Below are 14,360 nucleotides of genomic sequence, written 5' to 3'. Positions count from 1 at the left end.
GCGTCCCCTGCCCTATTCTGGACATCCTCCGCCCCACATCTGGTCAGAGCACTCGCATGCTGCCCCTTCCCGCCAATGGCCAGCGCCTGTACCGCCAGGTGGCCGATGCCATCGCCGCCGACATCCGCCGGGGCGTCTACGCCACCGGCCAGCGCCTGCCCTCGGAACGCGATCTGGCGGAAACGTTCGATGTCAGCCGCCCCACGGTACGCGAGGCCATGATCACCCTGGAAATCCTGGGGCTGGTGGAGGCGCGCCATGGCTCCGGCATCTATGTGACGGAGCAGTTGCCCGCCGGCGAGGCGGCGGCGGAACTGGACATCGGCGCCTTTGAGCTGACCGAGGCGCGCCGCCTGGTGGAGGGCGAGGTGGCCGCCCTGGCCGCCACCACGATCACCGATGAGGAGCTGGCGGTTTTGGCCGCCCTGCTGCGCGAGATCGGGGAGGAGAACGAGCGCAACGCGGTGGGAGAACAGGCCGACCGCCGCTTCCACCTGACCATCGCACGGGCCAGTCGCAACACCGCCCTGGTCGGCGTGGTCGAGCAGCTGTGGGACATGCGCTACAAGTCGCCGCTGTGCATGGCCATGCTGGAACGCGCCCGCACCGCGGGCGACCTCCCCCGGGTGGAGGAACATCAGCGCATCGTGCAGAGCCTGGCCGCCCGCGACCCTCAGGCCGCCCGCGCCGCCATGCGCGACCATCTGGGCCGCGTCATCGAAGGCCTGCTGGAGGCGACGGAGATGGAGGCCGTGCAGCGCGCCCGCGCCGAGGTAGCGGCCAAGCGCGACGAGTTGCGCCGGCGCGCGGGCGTTTGAGGCGTCAGTTCAGTAAACGATTGCCCCGCAACGCGGCCACCGCCCTATCGACGAAGGCCCTGATCTTGGCCGGCGCCTGCCTCCCCTCGGCGTACAGCACGTGGATGGGCAGCGGCGGCTCCTCATACTCGCTAAGCACCACCTGCAAGCGCCCCTCCAGCAAGGCCGGGCCGATCTGGTAGTGCAGCACCCGCGTCAGCCCCCAGCCGGCCTGGGCGGTGGCGATCGCCGCCTCGTTGGTGTTGCAGTGCAGGGTGGGATGGATGACGACCCGCTGATCGCCGGCGAAGCGCCATTCGGGTGAGGCCCAGGCGCTGGTGGAAACGGCGATGCGGTGATCCTTCAGCTCCGCCGGGGCGGTGGGCACGCCATGCTTCTCAAAATAGGCCGGCGCGCCACAAACTACCCGGCGGACCGTTCCCACCTTGATGGCCGTGAAGCCTGAATCCGGCAGGCGACCGATGCGGACGGCCACGTCCACCCCTTCCTCGACAATGTTTACCGGGCGGTCGACGAAGAAGGTGCGCGCCGTCATGGCCGGATAGGCGTCCAAATAGTCCGTCACGATGGGCAGCACGTACATCTGCCCGAACAGCAAGGACGCGGTGACGGTCAGCATTCCCGAGGGCGTGGCGTAAGACCCGGCGGCGGCGGCCTCCGCCTCTGTGATGTCGGCCAGGATGCGCCGGCAATCGTCGAAATAGCGCCCGCCGGCCTCGGTCAGCTTGACCGAGCGTGTGGTGCGCACGAACAGGCGGGCGCCGATGGTTTCCTCCAGCGCCGCGATGGCGCGGGTAACCGCCGGCGCGCTCAGGTGCAGATGGCGCGCCGCTTCGGCGAAGCTCTCCGTCTCTGCCACCTTCACGAAGATGCGCATGGCCTGCCAGCGATCCATGAAACCCTCCCCCCGCGCCCGGCCTTCACATCAGCCGGGCCAGAAATTCCGCATAAGTACATGGATCCTGGATGATCATGTCGCGAAAATAGTCAGGCGGCGGCGGCGCCCCGTCCCAACGGGCCGGAGGCTTCTCTTCCCCGTCATCCACTTGGTCGGCGTCACACATGGCGAGGCCCTCCTCCGGTACCGGCCTGGCGCGCCAGGGCCTCGATTTCGCGACAGGCCGCTTCGGGAATGCCGGCCTTGAGCGCCCTGGCGCGGCGGTCCTGGCGCAGGTCCTCCGTCGCCAGCGCCAGCGCCAGGGCGAGGGACGTGCGCACGTCGAAGCTCCGGCCCTGGCGGGCGGCGTCGATTTCCGCGCCCGACATGCCCAGCGCGCGGGCAGCCGCGTCCTGCCGGGGATCGGGGGTGCCGGCGGTCAGGGCCAGTTCGATCGACAGGCGCGCGCGCCCATCCAGCGTGTCGGCGGTCATGGGTCCATGCCCTTTCAAAAGTCGCAGCCGTGGCCTTCGGCGATGGCCAGCGCGATACGCTCGCGCAAGGTGGCCGGCAACTCGCCCTTGGCCAGGGTCCCCCGCAGGTCGACGCCGACGGCGGCGGGGCCGCGAAGCAGGAAGCGGAGGCGGGCGAGCCGCCGGTGCAATAGCCAGAGGGTCAGCCGGGCGGCTTCGGCGGCCATGTCCATGGCCTCCGGCATCAGCAGGTAAAACATGATGTCATCTCCGGTTCGGGATCAGAGGGCCAGTTGCAGCGGGCCCGCGCCCTCGGGCTGCTCGGCCGGGACGGCGCAGCAGATCAGCGCCTCGCCCTCGGCCACCGGGGCGGTTGGCTCCTTCACGTAAGTCACGGCCCCGGCCAGGACCTTGGTCCGGCAACTGCCGCAGGTGCCCGAGCGGCAGCTGAACTCAGGACTCAGGCCCCGGGCCTCCGCCAGTTCCAGCAGCGTGCCGGACCCAGGCGTCCAGCGCGCCTCCTTCAGCGCGGTGGTGAACACCACCGGCACGGGGCCGGTGGCGGGCGGCTGACGCACCGGCGGCGCGACGGCGGCCTTGTCGGCTGTCCGCACCAGGGAAGAGGGGCCGAAAGCCTCGGCATGGATGCGCTCATCGGCGACGTTCAGGCCGCGCAAGCCATCGTAGATCGCCTGCATGAAGGGCCCCGGACCGCACAGGTAGAAGTCATAGTCGTTGAATGCCAGGAAGCGGCCCAGCAGCGCCATGTCGATGCGCCCGGCGGCCTCGTAATCGGCCCCCTCCGCCGCGCCGGTGGCGTCGCTCAGCACCCGCACGACCCGCACGGCACCCTTGGCCGCCGCCACCAGTTCCGCCACCTCGGCCTCGAAGGGCCGGTCCGTCTTGGTCCGGGCGGCATGGAACAGGGTGGTGGGGCGGATGCCGCGGGTCCGCAGGCCCTCGTAAACCACGTGGCGCAGCATGGCCAGCATGGGCGTGATGCCCACGCCGGCGCCCAGCAGCACGGCCGGCCGCTTCTGCCGGGCGTCGATGGTGAAGCCCCCGGCCGGCGCCCGCGCCTCGATGACGTCACCCACGCGGACATGGTCGTGCAGATGGCTGGAGACCAGGCCGTCGCGCTTGACGCTGATACGATAGACGGCGTCGGACGGCGCCACCGACAGGGTGTAGGTGCGGATGGCCGGCTTGTCCGTGCCGGGAAGGGCCAGGCGGATGGGCAGGTGCTGCCCCGCCTCATGCGGGATCAGGCCGGCGCCGTCGTCCGGCATCAGGTGGAAGGAACGGATAGCGGCGCTTTCATCCACGATCCGTGTCACCTTGAACGGCCGCCAGCGCGTGGCCAGGTCCGCCGCGCGCAGACGATCGGCGGCTTGCGCCCAGTCGCCCGTCATCAGGGAATTGGGGGACCATCCGTCCTCCTGGAAATCCCAGCGCAGGGCGAAGGCGCCCGGGCGCCGCACCACCCGCCGGGCGCGGAAGGTCCACAGCCGCTCCGCCCCCTGGAAGGCGGCAACCTCTGGGCTGTCCAGGATGACCTGGGCGTCGCCCGTCAGCTGCAGCATGTCGCCGGTCTCGAAATCGATGAACACCAGCCCTGCCTTGCCGTTCACCAGGATGTTGCCCAGCGTGGCGAAGAACAGGTTGCCGGCGAAGTCGGGGATGGTCAGCGTGCCGTCCGCGGCCACCCGGACGAAGCCGGCCTTGCCACCGCGGTGCGACACGTCCACCTGGCGGCGGTCGTCCCGGTCGGCGTATGACGCCACGAAGAAGGTGTCCGCCGCCGCGATCATGCGTCGCGCCTCGGCATCCAGTTCGGTGCCTTCCAGCACCGGGCCGGTGAACACCTCGGCGGGGTCGCGCGCCAGACGGTAATCGCGCAGCTGGATATACTGCGGGCAGTTGCCGAAGCTCTGATCGACCTGGAAAAGGAAGGGACCGGCGCCGGACCGCAGGATACCGTTCACCCGGTTGCGCCGGCGGGTGTGCAGCTCGATGCCCAGCAAGCCGATGGCCTGACCTTCCCCAATGCCCTGTGCCGCCGGATCGGTGGGGTCGGGCCGCGCGTCGATCGCCAGCGACCGGGGCGTGGGGGAGGTGATGAAACCCGGCCGTCCCGCCAGCAGCGTGGCCCAGGCATCGCCGGCGGGATCGACACTGCCCGCCACGATGAAGGGGATCTGGGCGTAGAAGTCGCGGTGCTGGTCGGGCATGTAGTCGCGGATCACCCGCTGCCCCACGCTTGCCATCCGCTCGGCCACACCGACCTTCTCCTGGATGGTCTTCTCGCCGGCATGCCAGACCGCCAGCTTGGCCAATGCGGTGTCGCTCATTTCCACCTCCTTCGGTCTGGCCCACCTCTTTCGGTCTGGGCCGGCGGGCGCACCTGGTGGCGCGCCCGTGCCACGGGATCACGCAGCGGTAGCGGACAGGCCCACCGGCGTCTCGACGAAGGGCACGAAGCCCGGCAGCGCCTCGATCCGGCGCAGGAAGGCGATGACGCCGGGATAGCCCGACAGGTCGACGTTTCCTTCCGGGGCGCGGGCCACGTAGCTGTAGAGCGCCACGTCGGCGATGGTCGGCGCCCCGCCCACCAGCCAGTCCCGGCCCACCAGATGGGACTCCAGGTTCTTCAGCAGGCCGTGCGCCCGGGCGATTACCTCTTGCGGGTTGTGCTTGGACCCGAAGACCGTGACCAGGCGGGCCGCCGCCGGGCCGTACGCCACCTCACCCGCCGCCACCGACAGCCAGCGCTGCACGGCGGCGGTGCCCTGCGCGTCCTCGGGCAGCCAGTCGGCGCGTCCCAGCTTGCGGGCGAGGTAGACCAGGATGGCGTTGGAGTCCGACACGACGACGCCGTCGTCGTCCAGCACCGGTACCTGGCCGAAGGGGTTCAGGGCCAGGAACTCCGGCTTCTTGTGGGCGCCGGCCGCCAGGTCGACCTCGACCAAGTCGTGCGGCACGGCCAGCAGCGAGAGAAACAGGCGCGCCCGGTGGGAGTGGCCCGACAAGGGATGGTGATAGAGCTTCATGATCCGGTTCCCGATGTTCAGGACCGGGGTCATTCCCGATCCGCGAACGCAGGGTCGCCCAATCGCCCCCTGCTGAGAATTATCGATCTCGGCACTTCATTATTACACGTGGGGTAATAATGGGGATGGCCTTCCGGGGGGCGAAATATGGCCGCCAAACCTCCAAAGCCTCGCGCATTCTCCAATACGGCACCAACCCCCGCCCCTGAAGATGTGACCACCGTCCCCCGACGGGTCCGTCTCACTCAGGAGCTGAAGCCCATGGAATCCACCCCGCCCTCCCCCAGCCCGACCGTCGTGCTTGTCCATGGCGCCTGGGCCGATGGCTCCAGCTGGCGCCAGGTCATTCCCCTGCTGATGAAGAAGGGCTTGCGCGTCGTCGCCGTCCAGAACCCCACCACCTCCCTCGCCGACGACGTGGCGGCGACCCGACGGGCGCTGAACACCATCCCCGGGCCGGTCGTGCTGGTGGGGCACAGTTGGGGCGGCACGGTCATCACCGAGGCCGGAAACGATCCGAAGGTGAAGGCGCTGGTCTATGTGGCGGCCTTTGCGCCGGGCGTGGGCCAAAGCACCGGCGACCTGGTCGGTGCGCATGCCCCGCCGCCGGCGCTGGCCAAGATCATCGACGACGGCGCCGGATTCCTAACCCTCAGCGCCGAGGGCTGGGTGCAGGACGTGGGCCAAGACCTGCCGGAGGATGAGGCCAGGCTGCTGGCGGTGCTGCAGCCGCCCCTGGCGGCCCGCACCTTCACCGACACGATCACTGAGGCCGCCTGGTCCAGCCGCCCCAGCTGGTACATCGTTTCCGGCGACGACCGGATCGTCAGCGTCGAGTTGCAGCGCAAGCTGGCCGGCCAGATGAACGCCCGCACCACCGAACTGAAGGCCAGCCATCTGTCCCTGCTGTCGATGCCGGAGGCCGTGGCCCAGGTCATCATGGAGGCGGTGGGAAGCCTGGCCGGATGACCCCGGCGGCCGTCGCGTGGGACCGGGGTGGGCCTGGGGGCGGCGGGGCCGGGTGTCAGAACCCGAATTCCAGCTGCGCCGGCGGGCCGGACGCCTCGAAACTGGAAACGGTCACCCCCAGCAGGCGCACGCCCGTGGGCAGGGGATAGACGGTGCGCACCAGTTCCACACTGACGGCGCGCAATGACTCTTGCGACACCACGGGCGCCGCCAGGGTACGGCTGCGGGTGGCCTGGCGGAAATCGCCGTACTTGATCTTCACAGTCACGGTGCGGCCGAAGGCCTGGGCCTTCTCACACCAGGCCCAGACCTCGTCCGCCATGGACAGCACGCCCTGCTCCACCGCCGCCGGCTCCGTCAAATCCTCCAGGAAGGTGGTTTCGGAGCCGGAGGATTTGCGCGGCCGGTCGGAAACCACGGGCCGGTGGTCCTCGCCATGGGCGATGGCGTGGTACCAGGGGCCGGACTTGCCGAAATGGGTCTGCAGGAAGCTGACGGTCTGGCGGCGCAGGTCGGCGCCGGTATGGATGCCCAGGCTGTTCATCTTCTCCGCCGTCACCGGGCCCACGCCGTGGAACTTGGCCACCGGCAGGTTTTCCACGAAGGCCTCGCCATGGCCGGGCGGCACGACGAACTGGCCGTTGGGCTTGCGGTGGTCGGAGGCCAGCTTGGCCAGGAACTTGTTGTAGGAGATGCCGGCCGAGGCGTTCAGCCCCGTCTCCGCCTTGATGCGGGCGCGGATTTCCGTGGCGGTGGCTGTCGCCGTGGGCAGGCCCCGGCGGTTTTCCGTCACGTCCAGATAAGCCTCGTCCAGAGACAGGGGTTCGATCAGGTCGGTGTAATCGGCGAAGATTTCCCGGATCTGGCGGGAAATGGCGCGGTAGACCTCGAACCGGGGCGGCACGAAGATCAGCGGCGGGCATTTGCGCAAGGCGGTGGTGGAGGGCATGGCGCTGCGCACGCCATATTCCCGCGCCTCATAGCTGGCCGCCGCCACCACGCCGCGCTTGGCGCCGTAGCCCACGGCCACCGGCCGCCCGCGCAGATGCGGGTTGTCGCGCTGTTCCACCGACGCATAGAACGCGTCCATGTCGACGTGGATGATCTTGCGGATACCGGGGCTGGTCATGGCCCCGGCATCCTAGCAGATCACCTATGAACGGAAAGGGAACAGATCACAGTTGATTTGTTCCCTCACGCGCCGGGCGGCCGCATCCGCGGCCTGGGCTATCCTCGCTGCGCCCTCCGGTACTCGCTCCTGAGGCCGGCGGTCGCCGGCCTCACGAGCACATGCGGAACATCAGCGTATGCCGCTTCACTTCTCGATCTTGAATACCTGGTAGGAATGCGGCTGCACCGTCACGCCGAAATCGGTGCGGGCCGCCACGTTGTCCCGCCGGAACTTGCCGTCCTTGGGCGCCACCGCCGGCGCGGCGGCGATATCGGCGTTGGTGGACAGGTTGCGCAGGTGCACGCCTTGGCCCAGCAGCGACAGGGTCACCGACACCGGCTGGTCGCGGAAGGACTCCACCACGAAGGTGTCGTTGTCATAGGCGAACAGGCTGACATGGTCCGGGCTGTCCAGGCGCACGGGGAAGTCCTGCTGCAGGTACTTCTTGATCTCGGTCACCAGGCCCTGGGGCAGGTTGTAGAGGTCGCCCGGGTTGTCGGGCATGGTCAGGACATAGAGGACGCCCTTGGAATACCGGTTCATCAGCAGGATGGGGAAGCCCTTGGCGTTGGCCACGCCGCGGATGATGGGCCAGCTGTCGTTGGTGTAGTAGTGCACCTCGGGGAACAGCACGGGAGGGTTGTCATGCGCCGGGTCGTTCAGGCTGTCGCCGTTGCCGGCGCCGTAGCCGTTGATGAAGTCGTGGATGGCCACCTTGCGGCCCGTGTCCCACACCTCCGCGATGTCCTCGATGCCTTTCCCCTGGAGCGCGGACAGCAGGCCGGAGGTGATGACCACCGTCTTGCCCGCCACCAGGTTACCCTTGATCTCATCCACGATCTTGGGGTCCTGCGCCGCCGCCTGGGTCAGCAGGGCCACGTCGGCATTGATGGGGAACTTGGGCGACAGTTCGATCGGGATACCGATGGTGCCCAGGTAATTGTGCAGGAAATCCTCGCCGGAGGATTGGTAGGGCTTGTAGCTGGCAATGCCGATGGGCTTGCCCAGCTTGCCCAGATCCTTGTCCACCGTCTCCAGCGCATAACCGGCGGCGCGGCCCCAACCGGGGCCGGGGTCGTTGGCCTGGGGACCGGGCTTATAACCTGAGATCATCTCCTGCCAGCGGAAGCTGGTGGGCAGGCCGGCCCAGGCCTGGCGGTCACCCGGCTGCACCGCCTCCGCCTCCGACATGGGGCGCCAGTTGAACAGGGTGATCTCCGGCGCCTTGGCGAACAGCGTGTCCCACAGCTGCTCGGCATAGCGGTCGACGTAGAGGGTGGAATAGGTGTCAACCCAGCCGCCGCCGTTGCCCACCCCTCCTTTCGCGTCGGTGGGCCGGATGTTGCTGTAGTACCGGTAGATCTCATAGCTCTCGTACTGCTGCAGCAGCTGGTCGGTGATCACCGGGTCGCGCGTCTCGGTGCCGGTGTAGATGGCGTCGAAGTCCTGGGACTCCTGCTCCAGGTCGTATCCCGCCCCCTGGAAGTGCTCATACCAGTTGGGATACTTGATGATCATGCGGACCTTGGGGTTGGCCGCCTTTGCCGGCTTCAGCACCAGGTCGCGCGCCACCTGCCGCATGGTTTCCAGCCGGTACTGGGTCCAGCTGCGGTTGCCCTTGGCGGCGATGTCGGCGTCGCTCTTGCTGGCATAGAAGAAGAAATCGTCCAGGATCACGTCATCAAAGTGCTTGGCGGCCAGCGCCGCCGCCTTGGCGCATTCCTCGCGGTCGGCGGGCTTCTCATAGTCGAAGGTGCCAAACTGCCCGCCCTCGCCGCCCGCGGCCAGGGTGATGCCGCCGGACACCTGCACGCCTTTTTCCTCGAACCACTTCTTGACGCGGGTCACCTCCTCGTCGGTGGCGAAGACGTGGTTGCGGTAGACCTCAAGGTAGACCTTGTTGAAATGGGTCTGGCGCATCGCCCGCTCGAACTCGCGGTCGAAAGTGGCCTTGTCCGCCAGTTGACGGGTGCTGGTGACAGCAATGTAGATCGCTACCCGGAAGTTCTGGTAGGTCGATGGGGCCGCCTTGGCCGCCGCCGTGGGCGGCGCCAGCAGGGCGGTCAGCGGCAGGCTGAGCAAGGCGGCGCAGGCGGCAGCCTGGAACGCTCGTTTCATGGATTCACTCCCTATCGTTCATTTTTATGGTCAATCTTCCGGGTGAAAACGATTTCCAGGACTCGGAAGAAGCAATGTTAGCGGTAACGTTCCATTAATCACATTTATTCCCCCGTCGCTCAAGCCGGCAGATGCCTGCCCAGCCGAAGGGCTAGGCCCGCCGCCGTCGTCGTAGGACGAAAGACGGGCTCGCCCGCCACCAGCGGCGCGATTGACGGAGCCACCCTGTAAGACAAGGCTGTTCAGCCTAGTTTGCTGCCTGAGCAATTGCTGCCTGAGCAAAGTCCGGGCGGGCCGGATTTGCGGGTGAGGTTGGATGGCGAGGAAGGGAACGGCGGTGCGGGACGAGGTGGATGGCCGGAGCGGCATACCGTTCCCGGACGGCGACTGCGCCATCAGCGCGCGGATGCGCACCATGGACTGGTCCACCTCGCCGCTGGGTCCGGTGGCGGGCTGGTCGATCACCCTGAAGGGCGCCGTCAGCCTGATCCTGCCGGCCCAGGCCCAGATCGTCATGTTCTGGGGGCCGGAGTTCGTGGCCCTCTACAACGCCGCCTACGCCCCCACCATTGGCAACAAGCACCCCCACGCCCTGGGTCGCCCCGCCCGTGAGTATTGGACGGAGTTGTGGGACGATCTGGAGCCGCTGCTGCGACAGGCGCGCAATGGCGAAACGGTGGTGGCCAAGGACCGCCCCTTCCGCATTGAGCGCAAGGGCTATATCGAGACCGTCTATTTCGACATCTCCTACTCCCCCGCGCGCAACGAGGCGGGGGAGGTGGAGGGCGTGGTCTGCATCGTGGATGAGACGACGGACCGCGTGATGGCCCTGCAGCGCCTGCGCGACAGCGAGGCCCAGTTCCGCACCCTGGCGGAAGCCATGCCCGCGCTGGTGTGGACCGCCACACCGGAGGGAAACCTCGACTGGTTCAACCCGCATGCCTATGCCTATACCGGCGCTCCCACCGGCGCCCTGGACGGCCAGGCGTGGACATGGGTGACCCATCCGGATGACCTGGCCGGGGCCGCCGGAGGCTGGGCCGCCGCCGTAAAGGCGGGCGGGACCTACACGGCGGAGTTCCGCCTGCGCCGGGCCGACGGCATCTATCGCTGGCATCTGGCGCGCGCCGTCCCCATCCGTGACGATAGTGGCGCCATCCTGCGCTGGCTGGGCACCACCACCGATATCGAGGACCAGAAGGCCGCCGCCGAGGCACTGGCCCATATGAACGAAACCCTGGAACGCCAGGTGGCGGAGCGCACGCGGGAGCGGGACAGCGCCTGGAACAATGCCCAGGACCTGCTGCTGGTCATCAGTCCCGAGGGGATATTCCGCGCCGCCAACCCCGCCTGGCGCACCATCCTGGGCTGGGAGCCCGAGGAGCTGATCGGCAAGCACTATCTGGACCTGACGCATCCCGACGACTGCGAATTGAAGGCCAGGGCCCTGGCCCACGCCTCAAGGGAGGCGCTGAACAACGTCGAGGCCCGCTGCCGCCATCGCGATGGCAGCTATCGTTGGATCGGCTGGGTGGCGGCACCGGAGGGCGGGCTGATCTACGCCGCCGGCCGCGATGTGACGCGAGAGCGGGAACAGGCCCAAGCCCTGGAGCGGTCAGAGGCGCGGCTACGCTCCGTCTTCAACACCAGCTACCAGCATCAGGGCCTGCTGTCGCCCGAGGGCATCGTGCTCGACGCCAACCCCACCTCGCTGGCCGGCATCCGGGCGCGGCGAGAGGACGTGGTGGGCAAGCCCTTCTGGGAGACGCCGTGGTTCACCGCCACGCCGGGCATGCCCGACCTGGTGCGCACCGCCCTGCCCCTGGTGCGGGCGGGACGCACTGTGCGGCGGGAGGTCATCATCAACCTGCCCGCTGGCCGGCACATCTTCGACTTCTCATTGCGGCCGGTGCTCGACGGGGCGGGGAAAGTCATTGCCATCGTACCGGAGGCCATGGATGTGACCGCCCGTCATGCCGCCGAGGAACAGCTGCGCCAAGCGCAGAAGATGGAGGCGCTGGGTCAGCTGACGGGGGGCATCGCCCATGACTTCAACAACATGCTCATGGGCATCTCGGGTGCCGTAGAGCTGATTCGCCGGCGGGTACACGCAGGGCGCTCTGAAGGACTGGATCGCTATCTGGACGCGGCGTCAACGGCGGTGCAGCGGGCCGCAGCCCTGACCCATCGCCTGCTGGCCTTCGCCCGGCGGCAGTCGCTGGATACCCGGCCCCAGGACGTGAACGCCCTGGTCGTCAATTTCGCCGACGTGTTGCGTCGCACATTGGGGGCGGACATCACCCTGGAAACGCGGTTGGCCCCCAGCCTGTGGCCGGCCCTGACCGACGCCAACCAGTTCGAGAGCGCGCTGCTGAATTTAGCGCTGAATGCCCGTGACGCCATGCCGGGCGGGGGCCATCTGACCATCACCACCGCCAACCAGACCCTGGGCGAGAGCAGCGACGGGGCAGAGAAGCGCACCGCCGGCGATTATGTCGTGGTCCAGGTGTCGGACACGGGCACGGGCATGGTGCCCTCGGTGCGGGAAAAGGCCTTCGACCCCTTCTTCACCACCAAACCCATCGGCCAGGGCACGGGCCTGGGTCTGTCGATGATCTACGGCTATGCCCGCCAGTCCGGTGGTCATGTCCATATCGACAGCGAGGTCGGTCAGGGCACCACCGTCACCCTGACCCTGCGCCGGGCCCCGCCGGAAGAGGCGCAGGCGGCGCCGCCCGAGCCCGCCGCCCCGCCCGGGCTGGGGGAGACGGTGCTGGTGGTGGAAGATGACAGTACGGTGCGCATGCTGGTCATCGACGTGCTGGAGGACCTGGGATACCGCCATATCGAGGCGCCCGACGCGCGGGGCGCCATCCCCCACCTGGAATCCCGGCGCGCCATCGACCTGTTGGTGACCGATGTGGGCCTGCCCAACATGAACGGCCGCCAGTTGGCGGAAATCGCCCGACAGTTCCGCCCCCGGCTAAAGGTGCTGTTCATCACCGGCTATGCCGAGAACGCCACGGCCCGCGCCGGCTTCCTGCAGCCCGGCATGGACATCCTGGCCAAGCCCTTCACGCTGGAAGCCCTGGGCACCAAGGTCCGCGAGATGCTGAGGGCATAGGCCCTCGCCCCCACGACAAAAAAGCCCGTGGCCGGAGCCACGGGCTTTTGATGGATGCGAATGGGCCCACGCCGGCCGGATCACGACACCGGACGCACCAGCTCCAGCTGGTCGCCGACCCGGCGCAGGCGCAGTTCCAGGGCCTGCTGACCGGCGCCGCGCGGCACGGACACGACGGTCTCCTGGTCCGGGGCGAGGGTGGACACGAAACGGACGGTGCTGGCCGGGTCCTGAGTTCCGGCGGTCACCACCACCTGATACCCGGCCTGGGTCGGATGGTAGTAAAGGTTGACGTCGACGGCGTCGAACTTGGCCTTCAGGGCCGTGTCGGCGGACAGCGTCTCGGAGCGGGCCATGGTCGCCAGGCCCACGGCCCCGGCGACGACGGCGGAAAACAGGATGGAGTGGGCGGCGATGGAGCGGGACATGGCGGACCTCGGATGACGACGGATGGCAGCGCATGCTGCAACTGCGAACTAAAATATGGCACCTGCGAGATAATAGACAACGGTGTCAGTCGCTCGGCCGCCATGCGAGTCACGAAGACCATGCCAGGGCGCGTTGGCCCATAACGCGACAGCCGCCCGGCGGCGCCACCGGGCGGCTGTCATCATGGGAAGGGGCGGCGGCGTCAGGTGGCCGGCGGTGAAGACAGCGGAACGGCCGGCGGCTCCGTGGACAGCGCCGTCGCGTGGATGGCGCGGATAAGGTCGCTCTTCACGGCGGCCACGATGTCGTCGGCGGTGGAGAAGCCCACCACCACATCCAGCGCACGGCTGTCACCGGTGCGGTCGAATAGGACGGTGGGATTGGGCTGGATGCGCGGGTCGGCGGCCACGATACGGCGCACTGCCTCGGCCACGCTATCCAGGTCGCTGGTTTCCGGAATGCGAAAGCGCAGCTCGCCAGCGTGGGCCGGGGTGGGGTGGACGCTCATGTTGCGCAACGCCTGGCCCCACACGCTGTTGTTGGGGATGATGATCTGGATCTGGTCGTCGGAGATCAGTTCGGTCCAGAACAGCGAAAGGTCGCGCACGGTCCCGGTGGCACCACCGACCTGCACCTTGTCGCCGATCTTGAAGGGCCGGAAGATCAGCAGCATGACGCCGGCCGCCAAGCTGGACAGGGTACCCTGCAGCGCCAGGCCGATGGCCAGGCCGGCGGCACCAATGACGGCGACCAGACTGGCCGTCTGGATGCCGAATTGGGCCAGCACCGCCAGCACGGTCAGCGTCAGCACAGCGTAGCGCGCCAAGCTGGCGAAGAAACCGCGCAGCATGGCGTCGAACTGCGGGGTGCGGCCCAGGACGGCCGTGACGATGCGGCTGACCTTGCCCGACAGCCACAGGCCGATCAGCAGGATCAGGATGGCCGCCAGAAGGTTGACGCCGTTGGTCACGACCCAGGGAATGAGGGCGTTGAGGCTGACCAGGAACGCCTGGGTCTTCTGGTCCACGGTATCCAGCGCGGGGATATCCACTGCGAGCAAATTCAAGTGCATGCACGACCCTCCGGTTGGCGATGTGGGCGTGAAGAACATAGGGAAGGCGGTCGGGTTCCGCCAGCCTTGGCCATGCCAAAGGACCGAACCGGGGTCCTCCTGGCCAATCTCCCGGGGCCCAAAAAGCAAAACCCCCGCCTGCGCAATGCGGGCGGGGGTTTCGTATTTGGTTGCGGGGGCAGGATTTGAACCTGCGGCCTTCAGGTTATGAGCCTGACGAGCTACCGGGCTGCTCCACCCCGCGGGAATGGGTGCTGGG

At 68.1% G+C, this 14,360-nt stretch carries 13 protein-coding genes and 1 tRNA gene; 3 read left to right on the top strand and 11 right to left on the bottom strand.

Going from position 1 to position 14,360, the window contains the following annotated elements:
* Window positions 1–56 precede the first annotated feature (56 nt).
* Entirely contained in the window at window positions 57–818 is a 762-nt protein-coding gene (locus tag FBZ87_RS15210) for a FadR/GntR family transcriptional regulator (RefSeq protein ID WP_145611178.1), read from the top strand.
* 4 nt (window positions 819–822) lie between these two features.
* Here the strand turns inward: FBZ87_RS15210 and FBZ87_RS15205 are convergent, their stop codons facing one another.
* The 6 genes from FBZ87_RS15205 to FBZ87_RS15185 form a co-directional block, all read right to left on the bottom strand.
* A complete protein-coding gene (locus tag FBZ87_RS15205; RefSeq protein ID WP_145611177.1) occupies window positions 823–1,713 on the bottom strand; it encodes a LysR family transcriptional regulator in 891 nt (296 codons plus the stop codon).
* Between the two features lie 25 nt (window positions 1,714–1,738).
* Complete coding sequence (locus FBZ87_RS29205; protein ID WP_186454776.1) at window positions 1,739–1,882, bottom strand: hypothetical protein; 144 nt, start codon at window positions 1,880–1,882, stop codon at window positions 1,739–1,741.
* Window positions 1,875–2,189 carry a hypothetical protein gene (locus FBZ87_RS15200; RefSeq protein WP_211106959.1) on the bottom strand — a complete coding sequence of 105 codons (315 nt, stop codon included), beginning with the start codon at window positions 2,187–2,189 and terminating at the stop codon, window positions 1,875–1,877. Before FBZ87_RS15200 ends, FBZ87_RS29205 begins: the two co-directional genes overlap by 8 nt.
* Before the next feature lie 14 nt (window positions 2,190–2,203).
* Window positions 2,204–2,428 (bottom strand): hypothetical protein, encoded by a 225-nt coding sequence (locus tag FBZ87_RS15195; RefSeq protein WP_145611176.1) that lies wholly within the window; start codon window positions 2,426–2,428, stop codon window positions 2,204–2,206.
* 21 nt (window positions 2,429–2,449) lie between these two features.
* Entirely contained in the window at window positions 2,450–4,519 is a 2,070-nt protein-coding gene (locus tag FBZ87_RS15190; RefSeq protein ID WP_145611175.1) for a 2Fe-2S iron-sulfur cluster-binding protein, read from the bottom strand.
* A gap of 78 nt (window positions 4,520–4,597) precedes the next feature.
* Entirely contained in the window at window positions 4,598–5,218 is a 621-nt protein-coding gene (locus tag FBZ87_RS15185; RefSeq protein WP_145611174.1) for a glutathione S-transferase family protein, read from the bottom strand.
* A gap of 261 nt (window positions 5,219–5,479) precedes the next feature.
* Between FBZ87_RS15185 and FBZ87_RS15180 the strand changes: the two genes are divergently transcribed.
* Window positions 5,480–6,187 (top strand): alpha/beta fold hydrolase, encoded by a 708-nt coding sequence (locus FBZ87_RS15180; RefSeq protein WP_145611173.1) that lies wholly within the window; start codon window positions 5,480–5,482, stop codon window positions 6,185–6,187.
* 55 nt (window positions 6,188–6,242) lie between these two features.
* Here the strand turns inward: FBZ87_RS15180 and dinB are convergent, their stop codons facing one another.
* Complete coding sequence (gene dinB, locus FBZ87_RS15175; protein ID WP_145611172.1) at window positions 6,243–7,316, bottom strand: DNA polymerase IV; 1,074 nt, start codon at window positions 7,314–7,316, stop codon at window positions 6,243–6,245.
* Window positions 7,317–7,502: 186 nt separating this feature from the next.
* Entirely contained in the window at window positions 7,503–9,476 is a 1,974-nt protein-coding gene (locus FBZ87_RS15170) for a hypothetical protein (RefSeq protein ID WP_145611171.1), read from the bottom strand.
* 316 nt (window positions 9,477–9,792) lie between these two features.
* Between FBZ87_RS15170 and FBZ87_RS15165 the strand changes: the two genes are divergently transcribed.
* Window positions 9,793–12,600, top strand: coding sequence for a hybrid sensor histidine kinase/response regulator (locus FBZ87_RS15165; protein WP_145611170.1), 2,808 nt, complete (start codon window positions 9,793–9,795; stop codon window positions 12,598–12,600).
* An 80-nt stretch (window positions 12,601–12,680) separates the two neighbouring features.
* Here the strand turns inward: FBZ87_RS15165 and FBZ87_RS15160 are convergent, their stop codons facing one another.
* The 3 genes from FBZ87_RS15160 to FBZ87_RS15150 all read right to left on the bottom strand — a co-directional run bounded on the left by FBZ87_RS15160 (window position 12,681) and on the right by FBZ87_RS15150 (window position 14,345).
* On the bottom strand, window positions 12,681–13,028 hold the full coding sequence (locus tag FBZ87_RS15160; RefSeq protein WP_145611169.1) for a hypothetical protein: 348 nt from the start codon (window positions 13,026–13,028) through the stop codon (window positions 12,681–12,683).
* Window positions 13,029–13,231: 203 nt separating this feature from the next.
* The gene (locus FBZ87_RS15155; protein ID WP_186454775.1) at window positions 13,232–14,101 is read right to left on the bottom strand and encodes a mechanosensitive ion channel family protein; all 870 of its coding nucleotides are present in this window, start codon (window positions 14,099–14,101) and stop codon (window positions 13,232–13,234) included.
* A 167-nt stretch (window positions 14,102–14,268) separates the two neighbouring features.
* A tRNA-Met gene (locus tag FBZ87_RS15150) sits at window positions 14,269–14,345 on the bottom strand.
* Between the last annotated feature and the right edge of the window lie 15 nt (window positions 14,346–14,360).

Source organism: Nitrospirillum amazonense, from assembly GCF_007828035.1.
In the GTDB taxonomy this organism is placed as follows: Bacteria; Pseudomonadota; Alphaproteobacteria; order Azospirillales; family Azospirillaceae; genus Nitrospirillum; species Nitrospirillum amazonense.
The sequence above is the reverse complement of the archived record's forward strand: the minus strand, read 5'-3'. Positions and strand labels throughout refer to the sequence as shown.